Raw genomic sequence first — 24,927 nt, 5'->3', positions numbered from 1 at the left:
TAGGATGAAATTATTTTAATTTTATCCTAAACTCTTTTTTTTGTTATCTCTATAATTTTTTAAATTATTACATTATAAAGCGATTTGCCATAATGAATATATAATAATCAGGCAAAAAATAATTATAAAAATATATGGGATTATTATTTGATGTTTGGTAACTCGCTTTGGTGCTTTATTATATTTTAAATCTTCAAGAATTGTGGTAACAAAAGGTCTGCTATACTTCTTTTCTAAATCAATTATTATTTTATCGAGGCTTTGTAAATAAAATAACGTATGTTTTAAATTTAATGCCCAGGTAATTGCTAGCATTAAACCGATTAAAGCTAAAATAGCTAATGATAATTTTGTTATATAATTATTGTGACAATTAGTTATGCTGCTTGTTATTTTTTCAATAAAAGGCATGGAAGCAATTAAAGCAGCGAATAAAGAAATATAATAATTATTTATTTCATCTCGCCTATCTTCGCAATGATGTTTATTATTCATAGCGATTTCGTACAATTTTATATCGGATATAAATGGCTCTTTCATAAATAATGCGGGGTCTTTTATAAATCGTAACATAGGCTTGCAGGAAGTTTTTGCGTGGATTAGAAGGTCTAAATGGGAGGCCACGCCTGCGAATGCGAAAATCTAAAATCCTTTAAATAAATCAATAAGAGAATTTTATTATATATAATTTTGCTCGTTATAAAATTTTTTCTGGATTTTCATTTTCACGGAAATGAACCGGGTACCATTTAACTTATCCACGTAATAGTATCAATATGTCTTTGTATGAGTGTAAATTACTTATTACCAAAGGAAGATAATAACTTATTTATTAACGATTCAACATTAATTGCTGATTGAGTATATTTTATTTGATCATTTGCAGCAAGATTTTCATCCTCGCTTCCTGGAATAATAGCAATATATTTTCCTCCGAGTAATCCGTTAGTAACCACTGCGGCCCTTGAATCTTTAGGTAATTTTACCTCATCATTTATATTTAAATGTACTGTAGCAAAAAAACTATTAGGGTCTAAAGTAATTTCTTTTACAACACCTATTTTTATACCGGCCACCATTACATCGCTTCCAATAAGTATTCCTTCAGCGCTTTGAAAATTAGCCGTTAGTTGATATCCTTTTTCATACCCTCTAGAGCTGCCGGTTTTATATGCGAACATTAAAAATAGAGTTGCAATAATGAGCACTGCAAAACCGATAATCGTTTCTATAATATTTGGTTTCATTGTTTTAATTTATTATTTTATAAAATTTGTTAAGGTTTCCATCTAGTATATCCAGGCTCTACTGTTTTACTTTCAGGTTTAGTACTAACAATATGAGTTTGCTGCCATGGAAAGTTATTAATATCAAGCGGTACTTCATCGATCATATAATGTAACCATGCGTGCCACATGGGAGGAATTTTTGTAGGCTCGCTTGCCTCTTTATAGATAATAAATCTTTTATAGCGCCCTAGATAATTAAGTTTTTTACTTTCATAATAATTATTAAAAAGTGCATCTTCGCCGACTTTTTTATAAAAAAAAGAGATAAAAAAGCTATTTATATCTGAGAGATTTATTTTGAACATTTAAGCATCTTTATAGCGAGTTCTTTTCCTTTCACGGCTAGTTTATCGGCGATAATATTACCTTGATTATCGGCATGTCCTTTTACCCATTTCCAGATAATAGTATGCTTATCGAGTTCCGCGTATAAATTTTGCCATAAATCAGCATTTTTAACTAGTTCATTGTTGTTTTTGTACCAGTTATTTTTTATCCATTTATAAATCCAGTCAGTAATTCCCTGCTGCAAATATTTACTATCGGTATGGATCTCAACAAAACAGGATTTTTTTAGCGTTTTTAATGCTTCAATAGCAGCTTTCATTTCCATACGGTTATTGGTCGTATGTAATTCATAACCAGTTATTTCTTTATCAAACTCATTAAATTGTAGTAAAGCCCCCCAGCCTCCAGGCCCTGGATTTCCTGAACAGGCGCCGTCGGTATATATAATTACTTGTGGTTTATCTTCTTTCAAAGTGTTAATTAATTTGGTTTAGAAGGCTTGAGCTTTGAAGAGTTCCGAAATTTATCTAAAACTATCACCTTAGGTAATGAATTAGTTTCTTCAGGTTCTTCTTTATTTATATCTTCTACAAGCTGTTTCTTTATCTTTAATATTTCGCTTTGAGAATTATTATAAAAATTTTGTTGCTGATTAAATGTTAAACTATAATTATTGCTAGAATCAACAAAGCTAATAAGCGAATTAAACGGTATATAAATTGTCTCCTTTATTCCGTCAAAACTAACCGTTAAAGAAAATCCTTCGTCTTTTACTATTAAATTTTCAAATTGATGCTGCAATACTATAGTTATTTCCCTAGGGTAAGCTTGTCTTACTCCAAGCGGTATCACTGCTAACGGATTATCTGTTCTATATGAAATATATATTAGCTGATCCCAATACAAATTTTCATTTTGGATTTTTGTAAGAATTTTTTTTACGAATTCTAACATAACTTCATTAAGAAATTTTTGATATTGAATATTCATATTTCAAATTAAGAATTTAAATTAGCTAAGTATATTGCTATGAAATAAAAAATGGATATACGAAGATCAACTTCAAAAAGAGCAAGGAGTCTATAAGCCGAGGAGCGCAGCGTATACTTAATACGTGAGCACCGCAGGTTTTATAAAGACGACGTAGCCAATTTTTGAAGTTCATCGAGTATAAGGGTTTTTCTGTTGCCCGGTAAACCCCCAAACCGCGCAGATTTAAGCTACAGCTAAAGCTGGGCTACCTGCGAAACGTTGATTATCATTTGCGTTTCTTTTATGTGATCCATAGACTTTAAAGTCCGGCGGAATCATCCCGAGTAAAAGCAATTTTTTTATTAAGCACGTCGATCCTATTTCGCCCCCTCAACACACTACTTGTAAATGGTGAGTTGTCATTCCGTGGCTTGACCACGGAATCCAGTACTTATTTTTCTGGACCCCGTGATCGAGTCACGGGGTGACGCTTTCCAATTTTTAAAATACAAGCAGTATTTGCCTCACATATTATTTCTGGTGGAAGCGCCGGGTACCGCCCCCGGGTCCGCAACTTCTATTCTAAATTACGTTTATTACTATAGCTATTACTAGCTCTTCCATTATGCCTTAATTTGTATAACATGTAAAGTTTAATAAAATCTATTTTGTACTAATTAACTAAGCCGGTTTACTTTGTATTTTTAATATTATATTATATGTTAATATTATAGGGGAGTTTTTATTATGAAAAATAATGGTAATGCTAGCGATTTTCTTGAGGCAGCAAAAAAATTAAAGAGTCAAGTTATGGGGGATGATGTCGCTTTTACTGCGAGTGATTTTCGTGATGCAGCAGAAGAATTAAAAACTAAAACATTTGCTGAAAATATTTCCACAGACATAGATAATTTTGTAGAACAACATTTCAATAAACCCATTGAAAAAAATGAGCTTGAAAATTTTTTTAATACCCTGTTAGATAAATGTGTAGAAAATAATTTGGTTACTGCAAAAGCTCGTGAAGAATATAAAAAGCCCAAAGATAATATAGGAAATAAAGTAAAAGGGTTTTTTGGAATGGAAAAGGAGGTGTCAAAATTTGAAGAAATAGTACAAATTGCTTCAGGCTTACTTAAAGATACCGCGCCAAATTTATCTCTCAAGGATAAGTTATTTTATAATGTAGCTCAATTCTGCGAAGATTTAGGTCTAAAATCATTGGGCAAAATTTGTAAGAATCAAATTAGTAGCGATAATTAGGTAAAATTAGATAAAATATATGCCGTTCTTGCCGGCGGTGTTGAAAAGACAACTAGCGAAGCCGGTCAGCAGGCAGTTGGTAAACATACGGCAGCTATAATTGAAAAACGTAAACATTCTTCTAAATCTGAAAAAGTCAGATAATCGATCCAAGTAAAATTGCAGGATTTAATTAAAAATAATATTTATGCTACCAAGAATCGGAATTATAGCCGGCAAAGGGTTATTGCCTTTTTCAATAGCTGATGGCTACATAAAACGAGGCGGGGATTGTTATATAGCGTTGCTACAGGATGAAGCTGATTTAAAACTAAATGAAAACTTCAAATGTAAAGTTTTTAAAATTGGTATGGTGGGCGCAGTAATTGAATATTTCAAAGAAAATGATGTGCAACATTTAGTTTTTGCCGGCGGTATTAATAGGCCTAACATACGATCTATAGGAGTAGATAAAGTGGGAGGGGTATTACTTGGTAAAATATTAAAACAAAAATTTTTAGGAGATGATACAATTTTGCGAGTAATCGCAAATTTTTTTGAAGAACAGGGATTTAAGGTAATTGCTAGTAGTGAAATATTAAAGAATAACTATTTTAAAAATGAAGTTATAACAGCTTTACATCCTTCCGCTGCCGATATGATTGATATCGAACTTGGTATAAAAGTGTTAAAAAGTTTGAGTGATGTGGATGTTGGACAATCAGTTATTACGCAAAATAAATACGTATTAGGTATTGAAGCTGCAGAAGGAACAGATAATTTAATAATTAGATGCTCTTCTTTACGTCAAACAGCTTCTGGTGGAGTGTTAATCAAAATCATGAAATTAAATCAGGATAGTAGAATGGATATTCCGACTATTGGTCCTGATACTATATTAAACCTTGCTAAATATAATTATAACGGTATAGCAATCGGAGATACGGTCATTATTATTGATCAGGAGCTTACTGTGGAACTCGCTAATAAATATAAAATTTTTATAGTTAAGGCAAAATGTTAGCGATAGGTATCACGGGTAGTTACGCCTCAGGAAAAACATTTGTTTTGGATTATTTAGCAAGTAAAGGATATAAAACTTTTTCCGCTGATGAATTTGTAAAAAATTTGTATAAAAATATAGAAATACAAAACCAGATTTTACAACTATTACCTAGTTTAAAAATATTTGATCGAACAGAAATTAGTGAATTAATTTATAATGACGATAACGCACGCCAAAAATTACAGGATTTTATTTATCCCCTTCTAATAAAAGAACTAATCTTTTTTAAACAACAAAATAAAACTGCCAAATTCATATTTGCTGAAATCCCTTTGCTTTTTGAAGCTAATTTTGAAATATATTTTGATTTCAACGTCACGATATTTTGTTCCGAAAAAACTAGAATAAAGCGTGCCGCAAGCCGTTCTTCCTTCAATCTACAGATTTATACGAAAATAGAAAAAATCCAATTATCCCAGAGAGAAAAAATAGCAAGAGCAGATTTTGCTATAAATAGTGACCGTGATATGTTAGACTTGGAAAAACAAATAATTCAATTGATAAAGAAGTTAGAGTGTCATCACAACTAAGAGAAATAATTTTAGATACCGAAACTACAGGGTTAGAACCGCGCGACGGTCATCGCATCGTAGAAATCGGTGCTATTGAAATGATCAATAAAGTATTAACTGGTAAGCATTTCCATTTTTATATTAATCCTGAACGTAATATGCCGACAGAAGCTTATAGAATACACGGCATATCGGGGGAATTTCTTAAAGATAAACCAATCTTTCAAGATATTGCTGATGATTTTTTAGGATTTATAGCAGATAGCAAACTTGTTATTCATAATGCGCCTTTTGATATCAAATTTATTAACCATGAATTATCTTTCCTTAAAAATCCGCCTATTAAATCTTTAGAACTTTCGAATACCATCGATACTGTCGTTATGGCTAGGAATATGTTCCCGGGTTCAAGAGTTAATCTTGACGCTTTATGTAAAAGATATAAAGTTGATAATTCTTCCCGTCAATTCCATGGCGCTCTTAAAGATGCCGCTTTACTTGCTGAAGTATATGTTGAATTAACAGGCGGTCGGCAAGCTGCATTTAGTCTTACTAAACCAATCTCTACAATCAGTACCTCAATAGTTAATCCTCTTAATGCTTCAACACAACGTACCAAAATAGTTATGCCTACTCAAGAAGAATTAAAAATACATAAAGATTTTTTGGCTAAGATTCTCTCGCCTGCCTTGTAATTATTATGAATATTTGAAATTTTTAGAAAGTTAAAAACTCATATTTTATAAAATTTTATATATTATTTAAATCTGGAGAATATAAGAATTGGTCATTATAAATATTTTTATCTCAGGCCTCACCTATAACATCAAATATTGCTTTATTAACCCTTTGCATAAAATCTTTATTGAATTTTGTAAAAGGTCCTTGTCTTAAACGTTTGTTATCAATAGCACGTATTTGATCTATTAGGAGATCGGAATCTTTTTCTAATTGATCAACGGCTTTAATTCGTATCCTTAGCGGTTCAGTATTGTCTATTAGGTTGGTTGTTTTAGGGGGATGATTAGAGTAGAGGGGTGGAATATATCTAAAAGAACTTGATTTTGAATTATTAAAACTGGTCTTACCTTACCCGGTTCAGTACCAATCTTAGGACTTAAATCAGCTAGCCAAATTTCTCCAAAATTAATTTTCTGAGTCATATTCTACTTTAGAAAATTCAGAATTTATACGCATACTTTCTTTTCTAACTCGCATACTTGCAGCGATGAGCTTAGCTTTTCTTTCTTTCTAATATATTCACTACGTGAAATATGAAGTTTTTGTGCCATAATATTTACCTCCTCAATTATTTTCTCCGGTAATCTAATTGTAAGTGCAGACATATGTAACTCTTTTTGTCATAATACTAGTACTACATAATATAATAATATGGAGATGACATTTTTGTGTCAAGGTAATTAATACTATGTCGTTTTCACTTTAAAACTTCTTCGGTGGTATGGTGATTGACCATGTAAATTTATTGCATTTATATGTTCTTTAGTGCCGTAGCCAAAATTTTTATACCAATTATATTCAGGAAATTCTTTACTATATTCAAGCATTAAGCGGTCTCTGGTTACTTTTGCGATAATGGAAGCGGCAGAAATTGACAAAGATAGATTATCGCCGTCAATAATACTAATAAATCGCTCATCATAAAATTTCATGTTGCCGTCTATTAATACTATATCCGGTTTTGTTACAAGTTTTGCGACTGCCTCAATGCAAGCTTTTTTAGTAGCTTCAAGTATATTAATCTTGTCTATTTCCAGATGAGAAATTATAGCAACTGCCCAAATATAATTTTTGGTGATTTGTTTATATAAAAACGCTCTTTTATTAAAGCTAAGTTTTTTGGAATCTTTGATATCAGCAATGATATTAGTTTGATCAATTATTACTGCTGCGGCTACTACAGGGCCTGCTAGGGGCCCCCTGCCTGCTTCGTCTACTCCTGCTATAATGAGCGGATTATATTTTTTTTCTAATTGAAGCGTATCTTTTTCCATAATTGTTTTTTTTAAGTTTCTAATATATACTATACAAACAAAAATAAAGTGATAAAAAATGCAAAATTATTTTGAATTGCTAGACATTGAGAAAGCTTATGATATTGATTTAAAAATATTAGAAAAGCAGTATTTTGCCATGCAAGCGAAATACCATCCGGATAGAGCGAGGGAAGCGCAAGAGAAACAACAAAATCTTGTTATTTCTACGGAATTAAATAAGGCTTACTTAACACTTAAAGATGAATTGAAGCGTGCGGAATATATGCTTACCTTAAACGGTATAGATTTAAATGACGAAGCAGTGCGTAGAAGTTTAGGTGCTAAAGAGCTAAGCATTTTTTGGGATGAGATGGAGCTGATAGAAAATACAAGAAATTTTACTGATTTAGAAAAAATATATGATAAATATAAATTAATGTACCATACTGAAGTTAATAAGCTAATTAATGCTTTTCAAAAACAAAATTTAACGGAAGCAAGCAATATAACTATTAAGCTTAAATATTGTAAAACGCTACTTACCAATCTTCAGGAAAAAATGAAATTATGCAAATAATAGAGATCCAGGAGCCAGGTTTACCGATTGACGGGAATGATCAACAAATCGCTATTGGTATTGATTTTGGCACGACTAATTCATTAATTGCTATTTCGACTAAAGGAATAACTAAAATTATCAAATCCTCTAATAATCAGGAATTAATACCTTCCACTATAGAATTTAAAGATAAAAATTTTGCTATAGGAAATAATAAAGGAATTCGCTCAATTAAAAGATTATTCGGCAAATCATTTAGAGAAATATTAAATAATGCGGTGCTTTATTCACTGATTAAAGATTATATTGATAGCACAGAGCTTAAATTAGACTTTGCAGGCAAGTTAATAAGTGTTACGGAACTTGCTGCCAAAATTTTCATGTATTTAAAACAGCAAGCAGAAAAAGAGTTAAAGACTGAAATAACTAAGGCCGTAGTAACCGTACCAGCGCATTTTAATGATGCCGCCAGAGGGGAGGTTATGCTTGCGGCTAAAATAGCAGGTTTAGAGGTTCTCCGATTAATTGCTGAGCCAACTGCTGCAGCTTATGCTTACGGGCTCAATAAAAAACAAACAGGCTGCTATCTTATATATGATTTGGGCGGGGGGACTTTTGACGTATCAATCCTTAATATGCAGGAGGGTATTTTTCAGGTTGTTGCTACCGGCGGTGATAATATGCTTGGGGGTGATGATATTGATCAGATAATTGCGGAATATTTTTGTGATAAATTTAAAGTACCGTACTCGGAGCAAATCCTGCAAACGGCAAAAAAAGCCAAGGAAGTATTATCGTCTCAGAATGATTTTAAAGAGGGATATTTATCATTAAATAGAAAAATTTTTGAGCAGCTAATTTTTTCGTTAATAGACAAAACAATTACTATAGTAAAAGATACTTTATTAGAAGCGGACAACCCCAAAATTGACGGGATTATTTTAGTAGGCGGGGCAACTCGTATTCCATTGATTACTACTATGTTAAAAAAGTCGTTTTCAGTAGAGATTTTATCTGATATCGACCCTGATAAAGCAGTGGTATTCGGCGCTGCTTTGCAAGCTGAAAATTTAACTTCATCTAATATTAATTCTTTATTAATTGATGTCGTGCCTTTATCTCTTGGTATGGAGTTATATGGCGGTCTGGTTGAAAAAATTATCTTACGAAACAGCCCATTACCTATCTCGGTAACTAAAGAATTCACAACCTATGCCGATAATCAAACCGGCATTCAATTCCATATTCTTCAAGGAGAGCGGGAAATGGCAAAAGATTGCCGATCGCTTGCCAGATTCGAGTTAGCTAATTTACCGCTAATAAAAGCCGGAGGTGCTCGTGTGGAGGTAACATTTGCTATCGATGCCGACGGAATATTGTCAGTTTCGGCTCTTGAAAAAATTACTGGTAAATCGCATGCGATAGATATAAAGCCGGCTCATGGATTAAATAAAGAAGAGATTACTAAGTCGTTAGAGAATGCTTATAAAAATGCTGCAAGCGATTATGCTGCTAAATTATTACAGGAAACGATAATTAATACGGAGTCTTTGATTTTTAGCGTAGAAAATGCTATGAAGGACTTACCTAATTTACTTTCAGAAGGCGAAAGGCAAAAAATATACGAAGCAATAAAGGATTTAAAGGAAGCGATAACATTAGAAAATCGTGAGTTAATTATAAAATTAACTAAAAATTTTGAAGTTATGGCAAAAGATTTTATTGCACAGAAAGTTAGGTTTCGTTAAAAAATCATCATTAAAAGGAATAATAAATAATGCCAAAAGTAATTTTTATTACAGATACTACCGGAACAGAGAAAATAGTAGAAGCGCCTCTTGGGCTTTCAATTTTAGAGATTGCCCATAGTAATAATATTGACCTTGAAGGAGCTTGTGAAGGGTCTTTAGCCTGCGCTACCTGTCATGTTATTCTTGATGAGGAATTTTATCACAAATTAAAAAAACCTTCTGAAGCAGAAGAGGATATGCTTGACTTAGCATTTGGTCTTACAGATACTTCTAGGCTGGGTTGTCAGATTATTATAACTGAGGAATTAGACGGGATAAAAATTCGTCTTCCTTCTGCTACCCGTAATATAAAATTATAATGGATTAAACTCGTGATACGTAAAATTTTTCTATTTGTGTTTCTAACTTTTACTATAATATGGTTTGCGATTGCTTATACCGTAAAGGATAACGTAGTAAATTTAATTAAAAATTCTGAGTCGGATAATATTAAAATTTCTTATGAGAACATCAAAATTTCCGGCTACCCTATTAACTGGAAAATTATTATAACGCAGCCGAAAGTAAAATTTATTGATCATGTGAATTCAAAAGAATTTTTAAGTGAAAATATTACTTTATCTCTGGATTTTAGTCTTAAAAAAGTTAATCTAGATACCGGTAATTATATAAAGGAAATTGAAAATTTTGGCGATAAATCTTTAGAATATTTTGTGCGTTCAGATGAAGCTATAAAGGGGATAGTCAAATTAAATAAACCTTTATATAAAATAGCCAAGGATGATAATCTAAAGTCTATTACCAAGTCTATTCAGTTAAATAATAAATCATTATCAGTACTTAATGAAGATAAAGAAATTTTTAATCTTAAAAATTTGAATTTTTCGTTAGGTAAGAAAAATAGTCAGGAAAGCGAAAATATTTCTATATTACTTGGGTTAGATTATGCCTCTCTCGAAAATTATCTTAATTTTAAAAACGCTACTTTAGATTTAGTTACTTCCTTAAATTTTGTTCAGGGTAATAATGAATCTAATACTTTAAAAGATTTTACTATAGAGCGCTTTATTTTTATTTGTGATAATGATGCAAAAGTTGATTTAAAAGGAGGAATGGAATTTTTTACTAGTAAATTACCACAAGGTAAATTATCTTTTGAGCTTGAAAATTATCACGCTATTATTGATAAGTTAGTGCCAAATAATATCATTCTTTCCAAAAAAATTATTAAGGCGATTATAGCAAAAGCAGTTAGTGCAAACCAACCAGAATTATTACCTCTAGCTTTACCTGCTATAAATACTGATGCAGTAACTACCATTGAAAAAGTAAATTTTGATATAGAATTTTCTGATAAAGGAATAAATATCGGTTCAATTAACTTACTTGAACTACAATTTGGAGAAAATAAAGGAGAGAACCCAGAAGCTAATTAGAGGATGTTATCAGGCTCACCATTACGAGCACGAGTCTAATATACTTCAAACGTCATTGCGAGCAAAGCGAAGCCAATCACCTGTTGTTTTTTTAGATTGCTGCGCCTTCTTTCAGTCGCTCGCAATGACGGTATTTTTGCTGGCGTTTCCGCTCCCATGGGGGGTATTGTTGTGTGGATCAGCCAAACGGATGTCATCCCGTGATTTATTCACGGGACCCAGGAAAAATAGACAAATATGCGCATTATTAAGTTGTATTTCTGGATGCCGTGGTCAAGCCACGGCATGACAAATTTGGAATTTTCTGATCCTCGCAGAAATGACACATTTATTTTCCAGCTCTTTTGCGATCATTTGGGTCGAGGAAAGCTTTTCTAAGGCGAATAGATTTCGGTGTTACTTCAACTCTTTCATCATTTTCAATATAACTAATTGCCTGCTCAAGAGTTAAAATTACTGGTGGTGTTAGTCTCATTGCTTCATCCTTACCAGAAGCTCTGACGTTACTTAACTGTTTGGCTTTTAAAGGATTCACTTCAAGGTCGTTATCACGATTATGCTCGCCGATAATCATCCCCCTATATAATGGCTCACCAGGATTTATAAACATCTTTCCTCGATCTTCAAGATTCCATAAAGCGTATGCTACTGCTGCACCATCGCCATTAGAAATTAATACACCGTTACGTCTTCCTTCTATGGGACCTTTATAAGGGGCGTAACCATGAAAAATACGGTTCATAATTCCCGTCCCGCGGGTTTCAGTTAAAAACTGACTATGATAGCCGATTAATCCTCTGGAAGGCGCAAGGAATGTGACCCTGCTTTTACCGCCACCGGAAGGACGCATATCAATCATTTCTCCTTTCCTGACGGCCAAAGATTTAACTACTTCTCCAACAAAATCATCATCAACGTCAACCTGAATTTCTTCTATAGGTTCCTCTTTTTTACCGTCCTTATCAGTTTGAAACAATACTTCCGGTCTACTAATTGACAACTCAAACCCTTCTCGGCGCATAGTTTCAATTAATATACCAAGTTGTAGCTCTCCTCGTCCGGCAACCTGAAAAGCATTTTTTTCCGCAGCTTCGGTGACACGAATCGAAACATTACTTTCCAGTTCACGCATTAACCGGTCACTTATTAACCTTGAAGTAAGTTTTGAGCCTTCACGGCCAGCAAGCGGTGAATCGTTAATACTGAAAGTCATCGACAAAGTTGGGGGGTCGATTGGTAGTGATGGCAAAGCTATCGATACTTCAGGTGCGCAAATAGTGTCGGCAACTGTCGCATTTTCTATACCAGCGATAGCTATGATATCGCCAGCTTCTGCAGAGTCTATGGAAATTCTTTCCAATCCACGAAATGCCAGTATTTTACTTATACGACCATTTTCCAGAATATTATTTTCACGATTTAATACTTTAACGCTTTGGTTTACTTTTACGACCCCACTCTGCACTCTGCCGGTTAAAATTCTGCCAAAATAAGTATTATATTCACGAGTAGTTACCAGCATGGAAAACGGTGCTTCCTTGTCTGCAACTGGTGCAGGTACATATTCAGTAATAAGATCAAAAAGAGCTGAAAGATTATCAGGCTGCTCATCTAAAGTAAGAGATGCCCACCCTGCGCGACCAGATGCGTATACAATTGGAAAATCAGTTTGCTCGTCATTTGCTTCCAATGCTACAAATAAATCAAATATTTCCTCGATGACTTCATCAACCCGTCTATCAGGACGATCAACCTTATTAATAACCACTATAGGCTTTAAACCTAATTTCAAGGCTTTCGATAATACAAATTTTGTTTGCGGCATTGGTCCTTCTGATGCGTCGACCAATACAACAACTCCATCCACCATACTTAATATTCGCTCTACTTCGCCGCCAAAATCAGCGTGTCCAGGTGTGTCAACGATATTAATACAAACATCCTTCCACATAACTGAGGTGCATTTGGCAAGAATGGTAATACCGCGCTCACGCTCAAGATCGTTGGAATCCATGGCACGTTCGGCTACTGCCTGATTAGCTCTAAACGTACCGCTTTGTTTAAGCATGTTATCAACAAGCGTAGTTTTTCCGTGATCAACGTGAGCAATAATGGCAATATTACGAATAGAGGACATCTTTAAAATTCTCATAAATTAGTTATAATTACACGCATGATAACATAAAATGCTTTCAATTGGAACAAAGTTCTTGAAAAACTAATCAATTCAATTAAAAAATAAAACTATAACAAGTTTTACAATCCAAGCACAGAGAGATTTATGAATAACGAAAATACATTATTATTTTTATTTGATTTTGATGGGACTTTAGTTAAAAAAAGTTTACATAGTTATATTGGGGAGCGATTATGGCACCAAGTATATTCCCCTATACAGCAACGTATGTTTTCTTCAGTAAGTGAACGTGATAAAGAGATATTAAGGCTCACTGAACATCATTCTATAAAGTGCACCAAACAATTTTTAGCAGATGATAATTTCAATTGGAAAAATGAAGAGCAACTAGTACGTTTAATGAAAAATATTATATCATCCGGGCATAAAATAGGTATAGTGTCGTTTAATGATTATCCTGAAGCCATAAAATATTCAATTGAGCAGTTATTGGGAGAGAAAGAGGCAGAAAATATTTATATAAAATCAGGTTTACCTTCCTTAAATTATGAAGAGATACAACGTTGTAATAAGGTGCCATATATATTTGATGGAATGAGAAAAAACGAAATAGCTAATAAAGCACACGTATTTTTCATGGATGATGATATAAAGAATATAATAGCGGCAGAAAAGGAAGGAATTAAAGCTGTCTTGGTTGAAGAATTTGGAACAGAATATATTCATAAAGCGTTTAATTTTTTGCAGGAATTTAATGAAAGTCATGGAATTAATGTCGACTTGGTTGAGCCGCGTACTGAGCCGCTTATGGACAATGAGAGTTCAGAAGAAAATAATATGGAAGTTGAGTTTAATTTATTAAAGATAGGGTATACGCCTTTGGAGAAAGAGGATATGCTATTAGGAGATAGTCACACTCTCTAATCTTTTCGCGGTGGACAAATCATTATATGTTAGTTATTCTTATTTGATAAATTATGGAATTATATTGTGAAATACTGTAAACGGATGTTATTTATTTGCTTCTTAATAGCAAGTTTGCCTGTTTTTGCCAAGCGGGGAAATATTCAAAATAAGGAAGATAATTTTAGCGTTAGAGTAGCAGTGGTAGATATCCAATCTATTTTAGAAGGTTCTGTTGCGATACAAAATTTACGCGAAACCGTAAGCCGCTTAAATCAAAAGATTCAACAGGATATTTCAAAAAAAGAAATAGAATTTAAACCGTTAGAGGAAAATTTAATAAAAGAACGTCAATCGCTAAGTGAAGTTGATTTTGAAAAACGAGTAAACGAATTTAATGTAAAAGTTAGTGAAGTCAAAAAAGAAATTCAGGCGAGAAAAACAAAGCTTGAACAGGCACATGCGGAAGCTATGGGGATGATTCATGAAATGACTATTACTATCATTACTGAGTTAGCAGAAAAATATGATCTTAACTTAGTGATACCAAATACTCAAATTTTATATGCCAGGAACAATTTAAATATAACTGCTGAGGTAACTTTTATTTTGAATGAAAGGCTAAAGAATGTTACGGTTAATTATTAGAAATAAGTAATGATATTGTTATACCGTGTTCCTCTATGTCATTCTCGCGCAGGCGGGGCGTTGTTGCCTGGCTCTTAAAAGCGCTCGATGTCATTCCTGCGAAAGCGGGAATCCAGAAAAAGGTAAAATAATTTAAGCTTTTAGTTATAAAATTTATAGTGTTTACGCCTTTTAGTTTCTAGATTCCCGCTTTCGCGGGAATGACATCGGAGAAGTTGGTATAATTTCCGATCCATGCAACAACGCCCCGCCTGCGCGGGAATGACATAAAGTAATGAAAAACTATAAGAGTATATATATGAAAGAATTTACGCCGATTACGGTTGCTTACGGGGACGGGATAGGTCCTGAAATAATGGGTGCGGTGCTATATATCTTACAAAAAGCGGAAGCTCGTATTCGTTTAGAGACTATAGAAGTTGGTGAAAAATTATATATAAAGCATTATACTTCTGGTATAAGTGAGGAAAGTTGGGAATCTTTGCAGCGTACTCGTATATTACTAAAAGCGCCGATTACTACTCCGCAGGGTGGAGGGTATAAAAGTTTAAACGTAACAATTAGAAAAGCTTTATCTCTCTACGCTAATATTCGTCCTTCCGTTTCTTATCATCCATTTACTACCACCCTTCATCCTGACTTGAATTTAACAATAATTCGTGAAAATGAAGAAGATTTATACGCAGGTATTGAATATCGCCAAACACATAATATGTATGAGTCGCTAAAGCTAATTAGCCGCATCGGTTGTGAGAAAATTATTAGATTTGCCTTTGAATATGCCGTAAAAAATAATCGTAAAAAAGTAACCGCTTTAAGCAAAGATAACATTATGAAATTTTCTGATGGAATTTTTCATAAAGTTTTTGATGAAATAGCAGCCGAGTATTCACAAATTAATCATGAACATTATATTATAGATATAGGCACGGCGAGGCTAGCAACCAAGCCAGAAATATTTGACGTAATAGTAACTTCAAATTTATATGGTGATATTATTTCCGATGTGGCAGCTGAAATTTCTGGTTCAGTGGGTTTAGCAGGGTCGGCAAATATCGGCGAAGATTATGCAATGTTTGAAGCAGTGCACGGCAGCGCCCCTGATATTGCTGGTAAAAATATCGCTAACCCATCAGGTCTGCTAAATGCGGCAATAATGATGTTAGTGCATATAGGGCAGGGTGATGTTGCTAATCTAATAGAAAATGCTTGGAAGAAAACTATTGAGGACGGTGTTCATACTGCGGATATTTATAATACGCAAACCTCAAGTAAAAAAGTTGGTACTAAGGAGTTTGGTGAGGAAATAGTGAAAAGACTAGGAGAATATCCAAGCGTGCTTACTAAAGCTACATATCCTTTATCAAAAGTAAAGCAAGCGAGTAATATAACTTATTCGATAAATACTAAAGAGATTAAAAAGCTGGTTGGTGCTGATGTGTTTATTAATATTAATGTTCCATCTGCTCACGATATAGCTGAAAAAATTGCTAAGCTTGAATTAGGTAATTTGGAGCTAAAAACTATATCCTCTAAAGGTTTGAAATTATGGCCGAGAGATGTTAGGTTTGAGACTATCTCCGATCATTGGTGTTGTCGTTTTATGGCAAAAAATAATGCAGATTTAGATCATCTAGCGATAGTAAAATTACTGGAAGCTTTGAGTAAAGCAAATATTGATTTTATTAAGGTTGAAAATTTATTTGAATTTGATGGCAAACCTGGATTCTCTCTTGCACAAGGGGAGTAGGGATAAAGCGTTCAGTGTCATACCGCGGCCCCTCCCACGGTATCCAGAAAAAACCTTAAAACGGTATGACACCCTACTTGCCATAATATTGAAACGCAACCATATAAGGGATACTAATGATATTATATTACATGGGCGCATCATTAATTATTTTCGGATTATTTGCCATATTATCTGGTATTATTGGACTTTTTCGTTTGCCTGATTTTTATACAAAACTGCATGCGGCAAGCGTTATTGAATGTGCAGGTGTACCGCTTTGTTTAATCGGTCTTGCATGCACACAGGCAAGTTTAGCTAGTAGTCTTAAATTAATTTTAGCAGCTTTTTTGATTTTTCTATTAAATCCGGTTTCAACTCATGCCTTAGGTAAAGCATCCCTGTTGATGAAAGTAAGAGCATACTATACTGATAAGAAAAATGATTAATAATTTTTTTAACATCCCGATAATTATAGGTTTTGAGTCAGGTAACTATTTACTTAATCTAACTGGTTTTTTGTTGGTTATTATTTCCATAAAACTTGTAATTGCTAAAAGTCTATTAGAGGCAGTAGTTACTATGTCGGTATTTAGTTTACTAATCGGTCTATCTTATTTACTCATGGACGGGCCAGATGTCGCCATGACCGAAACGGCATTAGGTGCCTGTTTGTCAACATGCGTATATTTAAGTTTATTAAAAAAGCTACCGATAACAGCAACAACTAATATAAAAAAAGTAAACATTATTCCTGCAGCTATTATATGCTTAGCCTTTATAATAACAATGATTTATGTAGGGATGGAGTTACCGCATTACGGCAATGTTAATGCACCACTGCACACACATTTAAGTAAATATTATATTGACAATACTAGTAAGGATATTGGTATAGACTCGTTTGTTGCGGCTCTGCTTGGCAGCTATAGAGGCTTTGACACTTTAGGCGAAACCAGCGTAATTTTAATTGCCGGAATTTCGGTATTATTATTATTATCGAGAAAAAATAACGATGCTTAAAGATTATCCAATTATCAAAAACATTACTATTTTCTCTTCGCCTTATATATTGTTGTATAGTTTATATATTCAAATTAACGGTGAAGTTTCTCCTGGGGGCGGATTTCAGGCAGGTGTTATATTTGCTTCCGCTCTTATTGGGCTTGATTTAATTTATGGCGATAGTAAAAAACGATATTTCTCTACTGATTCCCTGCTTTTTATTGCTGTGTTAGGGATAATAATATATGCTTTGGTTGGGGTAATATCCTTGATATTTAACGATAACTATTTAAATTATTATTCTCTGGCAAATTTTACAAAAGATAAATTATCGGCTCAGCATAATGGCATATTTATAATAGAAATAGGCATCGGCCTTAGTGTTGCTTCAGTTATGTATTTGATTTATATGTTGATAACATATGAGAGCTAAAGCGTATTGTATGTCATTCCTGCATGATATTGGCGTTGTTGTATAGCTCGTTTTACGTCCATTCCCGCGGAAGCAGGAATCCATGCCTTTCTTTGTCATGCTGAACTTGTTTCAGCATCTATAAAAGAGATCCTGAAAAAATTCAGGATGACTGTTATTTTTCTAGATTCTCGCCTGCGCAGGAATGACATTGAGCAATATATTAAAATTAATCATGAGAAATTTGTTTTTATTAATTAAATGGGAATTACTAGTACAAAACCGGGTTAATAATATTATTAAATATCTTATTATATTTTTTCTATTTTGTACTATCAGTACTAGTTTAATTAATAGCCAAGAGGATATAAAAAAATTTGGTTTAGTTTTTTCGGTGATTTGTTTATTAATTTCATTAATTGGTTTTGCATCGCTGATATTTAAATCGGATTTACAAGACGGTAGTTTAGAGCTATTACTATCAAATTTTAATTCTGAAAAGATTATATTAGCTAAATTTTTTGCTTTATTAATAAGTAGTTTAACAGGCATAATTTTAGTTATGCCTGTTATTTATATTTTTTTTAGTCTTAAATTATTGGAAATTATTTATCTGTTCATTAGCTTGTGTCTTTTATTTATTTTAGCTAGCAGTTTAGTTGTTTTATCAAGCAGTATGCAAAGCTATTTTAGAGCTAATACTAATTTTCTTGGGACATTTATTATGCCTTTGCTAATACCAAGCGTAATAATTACCGGATTAATTTTGCAAAATAATAATATAAATGATAATTTAAAATTAGTTTTTATCATGATAGGAATAAATTTAATATTTTTACCAATTTTATTTTTTCTATCTAGCTATTTAATTAAAAATATTTACAGTATTTAGAGCGTATTAATTTATTTTTTCTTTGTTTTATTGGAGCGATAGTATAAAATAAATAATTTATAAGTTGTTGAGAAAAATTTATGTGGCAAGCTTTAAGAAGGCTAATTGCGGCTAACCCTATGGGATTATTTCTGTGGGGAATTATTAGCAAATGGTATTTAATGATAGCGGTCGCTTCATTAATTGTGTTATTTTATGTAGCAAAGGGCTTAGAGCAAATCGGCTTTATAGATTATTTTACTAAAAGTACGATTGAAGTTCTAGATACTACCAAAGCCGTTGCACAAAATTGTACTACGAAATTGGGGATAAAGGATGGGTTTGTTAGTTTCTGGAATTGTTTAAGTAATCCTGGAAAATATGAAGTAAGAGAAGGTACGGGTGAACAACAATTACAAGAAAATGTAAATAGGCTTATAAATAACCAGCCTGATAATACAATCCCGGAGCCTGTTATGCCGGTTAACCCTTATGATTCAACGGATAATATTAATAAAAATTAAATAATATTAAAAGTCTATTTCTAAATCTATGGCAAACACTAAAAAAACTTTGAATATATGGAGAGTATTTCAAGAATTGAATTTTATTTTAAGGGGTGGGCAAGCGCAGCTTATATTTAATAAATGCTAAAATCTAATAACTTTAATGAGCAAATCCCTAATAAAATGAAAGAACAATTTTTAAAAAACGAACCAAATAAGCAGACGCGTCGAGACTTTATGGTACTCTCAGCTACTAGTATAGCAGCAGTTGGAGCAGTTTGTACTGCATGGCCGTTAATTGATTCTTTAAATCCTTCTGCTGATGTGCTGGCTTTATCATCAATTGAAGTGGATCTATCTAACATTGCAGTTGGCCAGACCGTTACGGTAAAATGGCAAGGAAAACCTGTTTTTATTACTAATCGTACTACGGAAAAAATTACCGAAGCAAGGAATGTTAAAATGTCGGAGTTAATTGACCCTGAAGAAGATCAAGCTCGTGTTAAACCTGGGCATGATAATTGGCTTATAACTATCGGTATTTGTACGCATTTGGGCTGCGTGCCTTTAGCCAATCAAGGCGAATATGATGGTTGGTTTTGTCCATGCCACGGTTCGCAATATGATTCTTCGGGTAGGGTTCGTAGAGGTCCTGCTCCTCTAAATTTAGCAGTCCCGCCTTATAGCTTCATCAATGATAAAAAAATTAGAATCGGATAATTATTTATGAGTGAGAATAATATTCCGGAAAAGCCTTCAAATTCGATTATAGAATGGATCGACTATAGATTGCCTATTTTTTCCTCCTTAAAACATTTTAGTCAGTATCAAACTCCTAAAAATTTAAGCTATTTATGGAATTTAGGTTCGATAGCCGGCATTGCACTTGTGATTCAAATAATTACCGGTGTGGTTTTGGCAATGCATTATACGCCTCATGTCGATTATGCTTTTGATAGTGTTGAGAAAATAATGCGTAACGTTAATTACGGCTGGCTAATACGTTATGCGCATGCGGTCGGGGCTTCGATGTTTTTTGCTGCCGTATATTTACATATTTGTCGAGGGTTATATTACGGTTCATACAAAGCACCGCGTGAGTTGCTTTGGCATATCGGAATTATTATTTTTCTAACAATGATGGCAACCGCTTTTATGGGTTATGTCCTGCCTTGGGGGCAAATGAGCTACTGGGGAGCGACAGTAATTACTAATTTATTTTCTGCTATTCCTTTAGTCGGTAAATCAATAGTTACATGGTTGTGGGGCGGCTTCTCGGTTGATAATCCAACGTTAAATAGGTTCTTCGCTTTGCATTATCTATTGCCGTTTATCATCGTTGCGCTTGTCTTATTGCATATCGTTGCTTTGCATCAGCATGGCTCAAATAATCCCAAAGGAATTGACGTTAAAACCCCTAAAGATACTATTCCTTTTCATCCATATTATACTGTTAAGGATTTTGTTGGATTCGGCGTTTATTTTATAATATTTGCCTATTTTATCTTTTATCAGCCAAATTATCTAGGGCATCCTGATAATTACATACCGGCAAATCCATTAGTAACGCCGGCGCATATCGTTCCGGAATGGTATTTTTTGCCGTTCTATGCGATTCTTAGAGCAGTGCCTTCAAAGCTTGGTGGCGTGTTATTGATGTTTTCAAGCATATTAGTGTTATTTGTTTTGCCCTGGCTTGATAGCTCAAAGGTAAGGAGTAGTAATTATAGGCCGATATACCGCATTGCTTTCTGGATATTTATTGCAGATTGTTTATTGCTTGGTTATTTAGGTGGGCAACCGGCAGAAGAGCCGTATATTACTTTAAGCCGCTTTGCTGCAAGTTATTATTTTTTCCATTTTTTAGTAGCGCTACCGTTAATTAGTAAATATGAAAAACCTTTACCGTTACCGGAAGAGATATAATTTATAAAATTAAAAGGATAAATAAATGCAAACAAATATCATAAAGATTATTATCGGTATAGGTTTAGCAATAGGAGTAATTTCTTTATATTTGTTATTATCAATAGAAATGCCTAAAAAACCTCTTGCAGGGCAGGGAGATATGTATAATGACGATGTGCAAATCGGTGGAGATTTTAAGTTAACAGATCAGGATGGGAAAATATTTAACAGCGATAGCTTAAAAGGTAACTTAAGATTAATTTACTTCGGTTTTACTTATTGTCCAGATATTTGCCCCGCTTCTCTGCAAAAAATAGCAGAGGTTGTAAATACTTTAAGTAAATATGGGATAGAAATTACACCGGTATTTATTACTATTGATCCAGAGCGTGACACTTCTACGGTGCTTAAAGAGTATTTAAAACAGTTTCATTCTAAATTTATCGGTCTTACTGGCAGCAAAGAAAAAATTAGAGAAGTAGCTGATGAATTTAAAGTGTATTATGCCATAGCAAATCCTGGGAGTGACAAGGCAGGTTATATGATTGATCATTCATCTTTTGTTTATTTAATGAGTGAAAACGGTAAATATCTTAAGCATTTTTACCTAGATTCTTCTTCGAGTGAGATAATAGAGTTTCTAAGAGTGATGAATTCCCAAAATAGAAAAAATTAGATGGATAATTATTTACTATTAGCATATTTATTTACTTTTTTAGTGCTAACTGCCCTATTAATAAAGGCTTGCCTTAATTATAAACTACGAAACCACAAAAGAGATGAACATAATGATTAAATTGTATGTGAAGTCTTTCAAGAATTGGATTTCATTTTGAAGGGTGAACGCACGCAGCCTATACTTAATAGGTGAGTACGTGAATCCTAGGATCAAAATGAAAAAACAATTTTTTGAAAGACAAGCGGTATATGCAAAAAGGAGTAAAAAATAGATTAGTAACAATAATAATTTGTTTGCTCTTAATAGTGTCAGGTATATGTATTATATTATATAATTTAGAGCAGAATATAACATTTTTTTTGCCACCGTCTAAAATTAACGAAATTGATAACAGTAAAGAATTTAGAGTAGGAGGGCTTGTTAAAATATCCTCGATAAACAAAATTGCTGCGGATAAAATCAGTTTTATTATTACCGATAATATTAAAGATTTAGAAATACTATATCAAGGAGTACTGCCCGGATTATTTCGTGAAGGGCAGGGTGTAATTGCCACAGGAATATTGTCAAATAATAAGTTTATAGCTCGACAGTTATTAACCAAACATGACGAGAATTACTATCCACCAAAATCAAAAAAATAATTACAAAAATGCAACGCTGCGGATGGGCTAAAAGTGAATTAGATATTTTATATCATGATTTAGAATGGGGAAATCCTGTTTATGATGATCAAAAATTATTTGAATTTGTTACCCTAGAAAGTGCCCAAGCCGGTCTTAGCTGGACAACTATCTTAAAAAAGCGAGAAAATTATCGTAAAGCTTACGATAATTTTGACTTTATTAAAATCGCTCAATATGACGATCAAAAAAAACACTTATTGCTAGAAGATGTCGGTATTGTAAGAAATAAGCTAAAGATTGAAGCTTCAATTACTAATGCACAGGTTTTTTTGCAAATTAGAAACGAATTTAAAAGCTTTAGTAATTATATTTGGCATTTTACAAAAGGTGAAATTATTTATAATAATTTTAGTATGCTATCAGAAATTCTACCTCAAACAGAATTATCTTTAATAATTAGTAAAGACTTGAAAGCTAGAGGCTTTAAGTTTTTTGGTCCTGTTACCTGTTATGCATTTTTGCAGGCCATTGGCGTAGTTAATGATCATGTTACTGCTTGTTTTCGTTTTTACAAATTAACAGGAGAAAAGAATGACAAATAAATCACCGTTTAAGGAATGGAAGTTTTTAAAAGCTAAAGAAGGAGGAGCTAATGAAGCCGGAGAGTATGGTGGTGTATATCAAAGTTTAGACGGTCAAACTACAGCTATGATAAAAAAAGAAGCGTCTCCTGCAAAAAATATATCAGAATTTTTAGGATCACAAATTTTTGAAGTAATGAGCCCAGGGAATGGTGCTAAAGTTTCTTTGATTGCGCCGAATAATTTACAGACGGGGAAATCTCCAAATACTGATTCTGAAATATATGTAAAATCTGAATTTTTTAAAAATTATAGTAGTGACATGTATGTTGATATGGATGCGCACATGTCAGCAGCCACTAAACCAAATTCTAAATTTAAAAAAGATGGAGGTAGACCTCTTTTCATGGGAACAAGAAATTTAATATCTAAAACCTTTGAAAAAGCTTTTAAAGAAGTTAAATATCAAAATTTTGAAAATATTATGCCAGCAAGTCTATTGATCGGCGACTTTGATATTCACATCGGTAATATAGGAGTTATTAGAGATCCTAAAGCTACAAATCTTTTACCTAAAATGGTACGTATAGATTTTGCCGGTAGCCTTGATAAATTAACAAATAATATTCACCCTAATTCTAGGCTTAGACATTTACCCGGTTTTGGTCCTACCAATCATTTTAGAGAATTTCCTTCGTTTCTTCGCAGAAAAAGTCCCGAATTTGCCGATAGCTTATTAGTTTCATCTAAAATTGATTTAGATAGTATTATTGACAAAAGCTTTGAAGAAATGGCTAAATATTATAGCAATACAGCTCTGGCTGCTTGGGCAAAGCAAGCAATGCCAAAAATATTTGATAAAAGAAAAGCTCAAGAGATTACACCTGAGGAGATTAAAAATTCTTTTAAGGATACTATGAAAAAAAGGCAAAAATCATTAAAAGAATATGGCCTAGAAGTAAAGTTAGGTACTTTAATAACTAAAAAACTTACTTCTCCTCATCAGGTAGATGAAAAACAATTAAAAATATTAATGCAGGAATATCCCGAGCACTTTGAGAAAATTATTAATTACGAAAAAGGTAAAAAGGGAGGTGAGAAACTTAAATTAAGCGATAAATCCTTGCGTGGTATTTTCTTTAAAAAAATCGGTGTAGAAAAACAATTAATAAAAAGTATAGCAAAGTTAGTTGAAGAAATTAAAATTCCAGAGCAGCAAAACGAGAAAAGATCACTAGCATTTAAAGGTACTTTAAAAGGTGCAGCTGTAGGTATTAAAGATTTATCAGAAAAAACAGAATTAAAGCCAATCAGTAAGGAGTATCCAGCCAGGGTTAAAGATTATACTACACAATCTTTGTTAGATAGAGATAACTTTCAAGAGCAGAAAGAAAGAAAGCTCCTTAATAAGGTTGCTCCTCCTATTACTCCAACGAGGATTGCAGACAATACTACAATAAAAGCAGATAACGAAGAATTGAGAAAAAAGATTTCTTCTAAAGATTTTAAAATTTTAAAAGAGTTAAGAAATGTTATCGCAAATGTCCTGACAACAACCTCTAAATCTATATCACCGTCAGTAGGGAAAAAAACATCAAAGCCTATGAAAAGAGAAAGGGGGTAAATTTTTTATATCTTCTCCCATCATTGCTTTGAAAATTCTACGTCTCAGTCCAAAAAAACTGTAAGTCTTGATCAAGCAAGCTAGGCTCTGGGCACAAAATTTAAATTAAACTAGTTTAGCTCTTTTTATATTTCCAATTATAAGGTTATTTTAAAATAATTTAAATCTCGTTTTGTGCAGAACCTA

30 protein-coding genes, 1 other RNA gene and 1 pseudogene are annotated in these 24,927 nt (G+C 33.0%); 21 read left to right on the top strand and 11 right to left on the bottom strand.

What is annotated here, in order from left to right:
- Positions 1-72: 72 nt before the first annotated feature.
- The 6 genes from OTR29_RS04690 to ssrA all read right to left on the bottom strand — a co-directional run bounded on the left by OTR29_RS04690 (position 73) and on the right by ssrA (position 3,204).
- On the bottom strand, positions 73-540 hold the full coding sequence (locus OTR29_RS04690; protein ID WP_422229502.1) for a RipA family octameric membrane protein: 468 nt from the start codon (positions 538-540) through the stop codon (positions 73-75).
- A 257-nt stretch (positions 541-797) separates the two neighbouring features.
- A complete protein-coding gene (mlaD, locus tag OTR29_RS04685) occupies positions 798-1,247 on the bottom strand; it encodes an outer membrane lipid asymmetry maintenance protein MlaD (protein ID WP_422229500.1) in 450 nt (149 codons plus the stop codon).
- A 29-nt stretch (positions 1,248-1,276) separates the two neighbouring features.
- The gene (locus OTR29_RS04680) at positions 1,277-1,594 is read right to left on the bottom strand and encodes an NADH-ubiquinone oxidoreductase subunit NDUFA12 family protein (RefSeq protein ID WP_422229499.1); all 318 of its coding nucleotides are present in this window, start codon (positions 1,592-1,594) and stop codon (positions 1,277-1,279) included.
- The gene (gene rnhA, locus OTR29_RS04675) at positions 1,582-2,049 is read right to left on the bottom strand and encodes a ribonuclease HI (RefSeq protein WP_422229497.1); all 468 of its coding nucleotides are present in this window, start codon (positions 2,047-2,049) and stop codon (positions 1,582-1,584) included. The genes OTR29_RS04680 and rnhA overlap by 13 nt, the downstream gene beginning before the upstream one ends.
- 8 nt (positions 2,050-2,057) lie before the next feature.
- Positions 2,058-2,567 carry a ClpXP protease specificity-enhancing factor SspB gene (locus OTR29_RS04670; protein WP_422229496.1) on the bottom strand — a complete coding sequence of 170 codons (510 nt, stop codon included), beginning with the start codon at positions 2,565-2,567 and terminating at the stop codon, positions 2,058-2,060.
- A 180-nt stretch (positions 2,568-2,747) separates the two neighbouring features.
- Positions 2,748-3,204, bottom strand: a transfer-messenger RNA (tmRNA) gene (ssrA, locus tag OTR29_RS04665).
- 92 nt (positions 3,205-3,296) lie between these two features.
- On the opposite strand from ssrA, the gene OTR29_RS04660 reads away from it, so the two are divergent.
- The 4 genes from OTR29_RS04660 to dnaQ all read left to right on the top strand — a co-directional run bounded on the left by OTR29_RS04660 (position 3,297) and on the right by dnaQ (position 6,064).
- Complete coding sequence (locus tag OTR29_RS04660) at positions 3,297-3,812, top strand: hypothetical protein (RefSeq protein ID WP_422229494.1); 516 nt, start codon at positions 3,297-3,299, stop codon at positions 3,810-3,812.
- Between the two features lie 187 nt (positions 3,813-3,999).
- Complete coding sequence (locus OTR29_RS04655) at positions 4,000-4,815, top strand: LpxI family protein (RefSeq protein ID WP_422229492.1); 816 nt, start codon at positions 4,000-4,002, stop codon at positions 4,813-4,815.
- Positions 4,809-5,387 carry a dephospho-CoA kinase gene (gene coaE, locus OTR29_RS04650; RefSeq protein ID WP_422229491.1) on the top strand — a complete coding sequence of 193 codons (579 nt, stop codon included), beginning with the start codon at positions 4,809-4,811 and terminating at the stop codon, positions 5,385-5,387. The genes OTR29_RS04655 and coaE overlap by 7 nt, the downstream gene beginning before the upstream one ends.
- Positions 5,372-6,064: a DNA polymerase III subunit epsilon gene (gene dnaQ, locus OTR29_RS04645; RefSeq protein ID WP_422229489.1), complete on the top strand. Its 693-nt coding sequence runs from the start codon at positions 5,372-5,374 to the stop codon at positions 6,062-6,064. The genes coaE and dnaQ overlap by 16 nt, the downstream gene beginning before the upstream one ends.
- Positions 6,065-6,176: 112 nt before the next feature.
- On the opposite strand, the gene OTR29_RS04640 is transcribed toward dnaQ, so the two are convergent.
- The 4 genes from OTR29_RS04640 to OTR29_RS04625 form a co-directional block, all read right to left on the bottom strand.
- Positions 6,177-6,338 carry a type II toxin-antitoxin system PemK/MazF family toxin gene (locus tag OTR29_RS04640; protein ID WP_422229538.1) on the bottom strand — a complete coding sequence of 54 codons (162 nt, stop codon included), beginning with the start codon at positions 6,336-6,338 and terminating at the stop codon, positions 6,177-6,179.
- Between the two features lie 29 nt (positions 6,339-6,367).
- A complete protein-coding gene (locus OTR29_RS04635) occupies positions 6,368-6,532 on the bottom strand; it encodes a type II toxin-antitoxin system PemK/MazF family toxin (RefSeq protein ID WP_422229487.1) in 165 nt (54 codons plus the stop codon).
- Positions 6,533-6,556: 24 nt separating this feature from the next.
- Positions 6,557-6,715, bottom strand: a complete 159-nt coding sequence (locus OTR29_RS04630) for a ribbon-helix-helix protein, CopG family (RefSeq protein ID WP_422229485.1) — start codon at positions 6,713-6,715, stop codon at positions 6,557-6,559.
- 81 nt (positions 6,716-6,796) lie between these two features.
- Positions 6,797-7,384: a ribonuclease HII gene (locus tag OTR29_RS04625; RefSeq protein WP_422229483.1), complete on the bottom strand. Its 588-nt coding sequence runs from the start codon at positions 7,382-7,384 to the stop codon at positions 6,797-6,799.
- Positions 7,385-7,442: 58 nt separating this feature from the next.
- Here OTR29_RS04625 and hscB point away from each other — a divergent pair, with 58 nt between their 5' ends.
- The 4 genes from hscB to OTR29_RS04605 are packed head-to-tail and all read left to right on the top strand — an operon-like array spanning position 7,443 to position 11,112.
- Entirely contained in the window at positions 7,443-7,943 is a 501-nt protein-coding gene (hscB, locus tag OTR29_RS04620; RefSeq protein ID WP_422229481.1) for a Fe-S protein assembly co-chaperone HscB, read from the top strand.
- Positions 7,934-9,673 (top strand): Fe-S protein assembly chaperone HscA, encoded by a 1,740-nt coding sequence (gene hscA, locus OTR29_RS04615; RefSeq protein WP_422229480.1) that lies wholly within the window; start codon positions 7,934-7,936, stop codon positions 9,671-9,673. The genes hscB and hscA overlap by 10 nt, the downstream gene beginning before the upstream one ends.
- 29 nt (positions 9,674-9,702) lie before the next feature.
- Positions 9,703-10,035, top strand: a complete 333-nt coding sequence (locus OTR29_RS04610) for a ferredoxin family 2Fe-2S iron-sulfur cluster binding protein (protein WP_422229479.1) — start codon at positions 9,703-9,705, stop codon at positions 10,033-10,035.
- A gap of 12 nt (positions 10,036-10,047) precedes the next feature.
- Positions 10,048-11,112 carry a hypothetical protein gene (locus OTR29_RS04605; RefSeq protein ID WP_422229478.1) on the top strand — a complete coding sequence of 355 codons (1,065 nt, stop codon included), beginning with the start codon at positions 10,048-10,050 and terminating at the stop codon, positions 11,110-11,112.
- A gap of 328 nt (positions 11,113-11,440) precedes the next feature.
- Here the strand turns inward: OTR29_RS04605 and typA are convergent, their stop codons facing one another.
- The gene (typA, locus tag OTR29_RS04600) at positions 11,441-13,249 is read right to left on the bottom strand and encodes a translational GTPase TypA (protein ID WP_422229536.1); all 1,809 of its coding nucleotides are present in this window, start codon (positions 13,247-13,249) and stop codon (positions 11,441-11,443) included.
- Between the two features lie 144 nt (positions 13,250-13,393).
- On the opposite strand from typA, the gene OTR29_RS04595 reads away from it, so the two are divergent.
- The 13 genes and pseudogenes from OTR29_RS04595 to OTR29_RS04535 all read left to right on the top strand — a co-directional run bounded on the left by OTR29_RS04595 (position 13,394) and on the right by OTR29_RS04535 (position 24,741).
- Complete coding sequence (locus tag OTR29_RS04595; protein ID WP_422229477.1) at positions 13,394-14,173, top strand: hypothetical protein; 780 nt, start codon at positions 13,394-13,396, stop codon at positions 14,171-14,173.
- Between the two features lie 84 nt (positions 14,174-14,257).
- On the top strand, positions 14,258-14,800 hold the full coding sequence (locus OTR29_RS04590) for an OmpH family outer membrane protein (protein WP_422229534.1): 543 nt from the start codon (positions 14,258-14,260) through the stop codon (positions 14,798-14,800).
- A 298-nt stretch (positions 14,801-15,098) separates the two neighbouring features.
- The gene (locus OTR29_RS04585) at positions 15,099-16,550 is read left to right on the top strand and encodes an NADP-dependent isocitrate dehydrogenase (RefSeq protein WP_422229476.1); all 1,452 of its coding nucleotides are present in this window, start codon (positions 15,099-15,101) and stop codon (positions 16,548-16,550) included.
- Positions 16,551-16,666: 116 nt separating this feature from the next.
- Positions 16,667-16,978: a Na+/H+ antiporter subunit G gene (locus OTR29_RS04580; RefSeq protein WP_422229475.1), complete on the top strand. Its 312-nt coding sequence runs from the start codon at positions 16,667-16,669 to the stop codon at positions 16,976-16,978.
- Positions 16,971-17,967: pseudogene (locus OTR29_RS04575) on the top strand (DUF4040 domain-containing protein). The gene OTR29_RS04580 and the pseudogene OTR29_RS04575 overlap by 8 nt, the downstream one beginning before the upstream one ends.
- A gap of 214 nt (positions 17,968-18,181) precedes the next feature.
- Positions 18,182-18,838, top strand: coding sequence for a heme exporter protein CcmB (locus OTR29_RS04570; RefSeq protein WP_422229532.1), 657 nt, complete (start codon positions 18,182-18,184; stop codon positions 18,836-18,838).
- A gap of 80 nt (positions 18,839-18,918) precedes the next feature.
- Positions 18,919-19,341 (top strand): DUF2670 domain-containing protein, encoded by a 423-nt coding sequence (locus OTR29_RS04565; protein WP_422229474.1) that lies wholly within the window; start codon positions 18,919-18,921, stop codon positions 19,339-19,341.
- 165 nt (positions 19,342-19,506) lie between these two features.
- Entirely contained in the window at positions 19,507-20,043 is a 537-nt protein-coding gene (gene petA, locus OTR29_RS04560) for a ubiquinol-cytochrome c reductase iron-sulfur subunit (protein WP_422229530.1), read from the top strand.
- Between the two features lie 6 nt (positions 20,044-20,049).
- Complete coding sequence (locus OTR29_RS04555; protein WP_422229473.1) at positions 20,050-21,249, top strand: cytochrome b; 1,200 nt, start codon at positions 20,050-20,052, stop codon at positions 21,247-21,249.
- Positions 21,250-21,274: 25 nt separating this feature from the next.
- A complete protein-coding gene (locus tag OTR29_RS04550) occupies positions 21,275-21,907 on the top strand; it encodes an SCO family protein (protein ID WP_422229472.1) in 633 nt (210 codons plus the stop codon).
- A 251-nt stretch (positions 21,908-22,158) separates the two neighbouring features.
- Positions 22,159-22,554 (top strand): cytochrome c maturation protein CcmE, encoded by a 396-nt coding sequence (gene ccmE / locus OTR29_RS04545; protein ID WP_422229471.1) that lies wholly within the window; start codon positions 22,159-22,161, stop codon positions 22,552-22,554.
- 8 nt (positions 22,555-22,562) lie between these two features.
- The gene (locus OTR29_RS04540) at positions 22,563-23,138 is read left to right on the top strand and encodes a DNA-3-methyladenine glycosylase I (RefSeq protein WP_422229470.1); all 576 of its coding nucleotides are present in this window, start codon (positions 22,563-22,565) and stop codon (positions 23,136-23,138) included.
- The gene (locus OTR29_RS04535) at positions 23,128-24,741 is read left to right on the top strand and encodes a hypothetical protein (RefSeq protein ID WP_422229469.1); all 1,614 of its coding nucleotides are present in this window, start codon (positions 23,128-23,130) and stop codon (positions 24,739-24,741) included. Before OTR29_RS04540 ends, OTR29_RS04535 begins: the two co-directional genes overlap by 11 nt.
- The last annotated feature ends 186 nt before the right edge of the window (positions 24,742-24,927 follow it).

Origin of the sequence: Rickettsia endosymbiont of Halotydeus destructor (assembly GCF_049278075.1) — a bacterium.
Classification (GTDB): Bacteria; Pseudomonadota; Alphaproteobacteria; order Rickettsiales; family Rickettsiaceae; genus Rickettsia.
Note: the sequence above shows the minus strand (reverse complement) of the source record. Positions and strands in the feature narration are given on the sequence as shown.

Excerpts from the sequence above, each read along its gene's own strand:
- OTR29_RS04670 (WP_422229496.1), bottom strand. The coding sequence starts at position 2,567 with ATGAATATTCAATATCAAAAATTTCTTAATGAAGTTATGTTAGAATTC.
- OTR29_RS04630 (WP_422229485.1), bottom strand. The coding sequence starts at position 6,715 with ATGTCTGCACTTACAATTAGATTACCGGAGAAAATAATTGAGGAGGTA.
- OTR29_RS04570 (WP_422229532.1), top strand. The coding sequence starts at position 18,182 with ATGAGAAATTTGTTTTTATTAATTAAATGGGAATTACTAGTACAAAAC.
- coaE (WP_422229491.1), top strand. The coding sequence starts at position 4,809 with ATGTTAGCGATAGGTATCACGGGTAGTTACGCCTCAGGAAAAACATTT.
- OTR29_RS04565 (WP_422229474.1), top strand. The coding sequence starts at position 18,919 with ATGTGGCAAGCTTTAAGAAGGCTAATTGCGGCTAACCCTATGGGATTA.
- ccmE (WP_422229471.1), top strand. The coding sequence starts at position 22,159 with ATGCAAAAAGGAGTAAAAAATAGATTAGTAACAATAATAATTTGTTTG.
- OTR29_RS04580 (WP_422229475.1), top strand. The coding sequence starts at position 16,667 with ATGATATTATATTACATGGGCGCATCATTAATTATTTTCGGATTATTT.
- OTR29_RS04635 (WP_422229487.1), bottom strand. The coding sequence starts at position 6,532 with ATGACTCAGAAAATTAATTTTGGAGAAATTTGGCTAGCTGATTTAAGT.
- typA (WP_422229536.1), bottom strand. The coding sequence starts at position 13,249 with ATGTCCTCTATTCGTAATATTGCCATTATTGCTCACGTTGATCACGGA.
- OTR29_RS04585 (WP_422229476.1), top strand. The coding sequence starts at position 15,099 with ATGAAAGAATTTACGCCGATTACGGTTGCTTACGGGGACGGGATAGGT.
- OTR29_RS04610 (WP_422229479.1), top strand. The coding sequence starts at position 9,703 with ATGCCAAAAGTAATTTTTATTACAGATACTACCGGAACAGAGAAAATA.
- OTR29_RS04555 (WP_422229473.1), top strand. The coding sequence starts at position 20,050 with ATGAGTGAGAATAATATTCCGGAAAAGCCTTCAAATTCGATTATAGAA.
- hscB (WP_422229481.1), top strand. The coding sequence starts at position 7,443 with ATGCAAAATTATTTTGAATTGCTAGACATTGAGAAAGCTTATGATATT.
- hscA (WP_422229480.1), top strand. The coding sequence starts at position 7,934 with ATGCAAATAATAGAGATCCAGGAGCCAGGTTTACCGATTGACGGGAAT.
- petA (WP_422229530.1), top strand. The coding sequence starts at position 19,507 with ATGAAAGAACAATTTTTAAAAAACGAACCAAATAAGCAGACGCGTCGA.
- OTR29_RS04535 (WP_422229469.1), top strand. The coding sequence starts at position 23,128 with ATGACAAATAAATCACCGTTTAAGGAATGGAAGTTTTTAAAAGCTAAA.
- OTR29_RS04660 (WP_422229494.1), top strand. The coding sequence starts at position 3,297 with ATGAAAAATAATGGTAATGCTAGCGATTTTCTTGAGGCAGCAAAAAAA.
- OTR29_RS04625 (WP_422229483.1), bottom strand. The coding sequence starts at position 7,384 with ATGGAAAAAGATACGCTTCAATTAGAAAAAAAATATAATCCGCTCATT.
- OTR29_RS04655 (WP_422229492.1), top strand. The coding sequence starts at position 4,000 with ATGCTACCAAGAATCGGAATTATAGCCGGCAAAGGGTTATTGCCTTTT.
- OTR29_RS04540 (WP_422229470.1), top strand. The coding sequence starts at position 22,563 with ATGCAACGCTGCGGATGGGCTAAAAGTGAATTAGATATTTTATATCAT.
- OTR29_RS04680 (WP_422229499.1), bottom strand. The coding sequence starts at position 1,594 with ATGTTCAAAATAAATCTCTCAGATATAAATAGCTTTTTTATCTCTTTT.
- OTR29_RS04590 (WP_422229534.1), top strand. The coding sequence starts at position 14,258 with ATGTTATTTATTTGCTTCTTAATAGCAAGTTTGCCTGTTTTTGCCAAG.
- OTR29_RS04595 (WP_422229477.1), top strand. The coding sequence starts at position 13,394 with ATGAATAACGAAAATACATTATTATTTTTATTTGATTTTGATGGGACT.
- mlaD (WP_422229500.1), bottom strand. The coding sequence starts at position 1,247 with ATGAAACCAAATATTATAGAAACGATTATCGGTTTTGCAGTGCTCATT.
- OTR29_RS04690 (WP_422229502.1), bottom strand. The coding sequence starts at position 540 with ATGAAAGAGCCATTTATATCCGATATAAAATTGTACGAAATCGCTATG.
- OTR29_RS04550 (WP_422229472.1), top strand. The coding sequence starts at position 21,275 with ATGCAAACAAATATCATAAAGATTATTATCGGTATAGGTTTAGCAATA.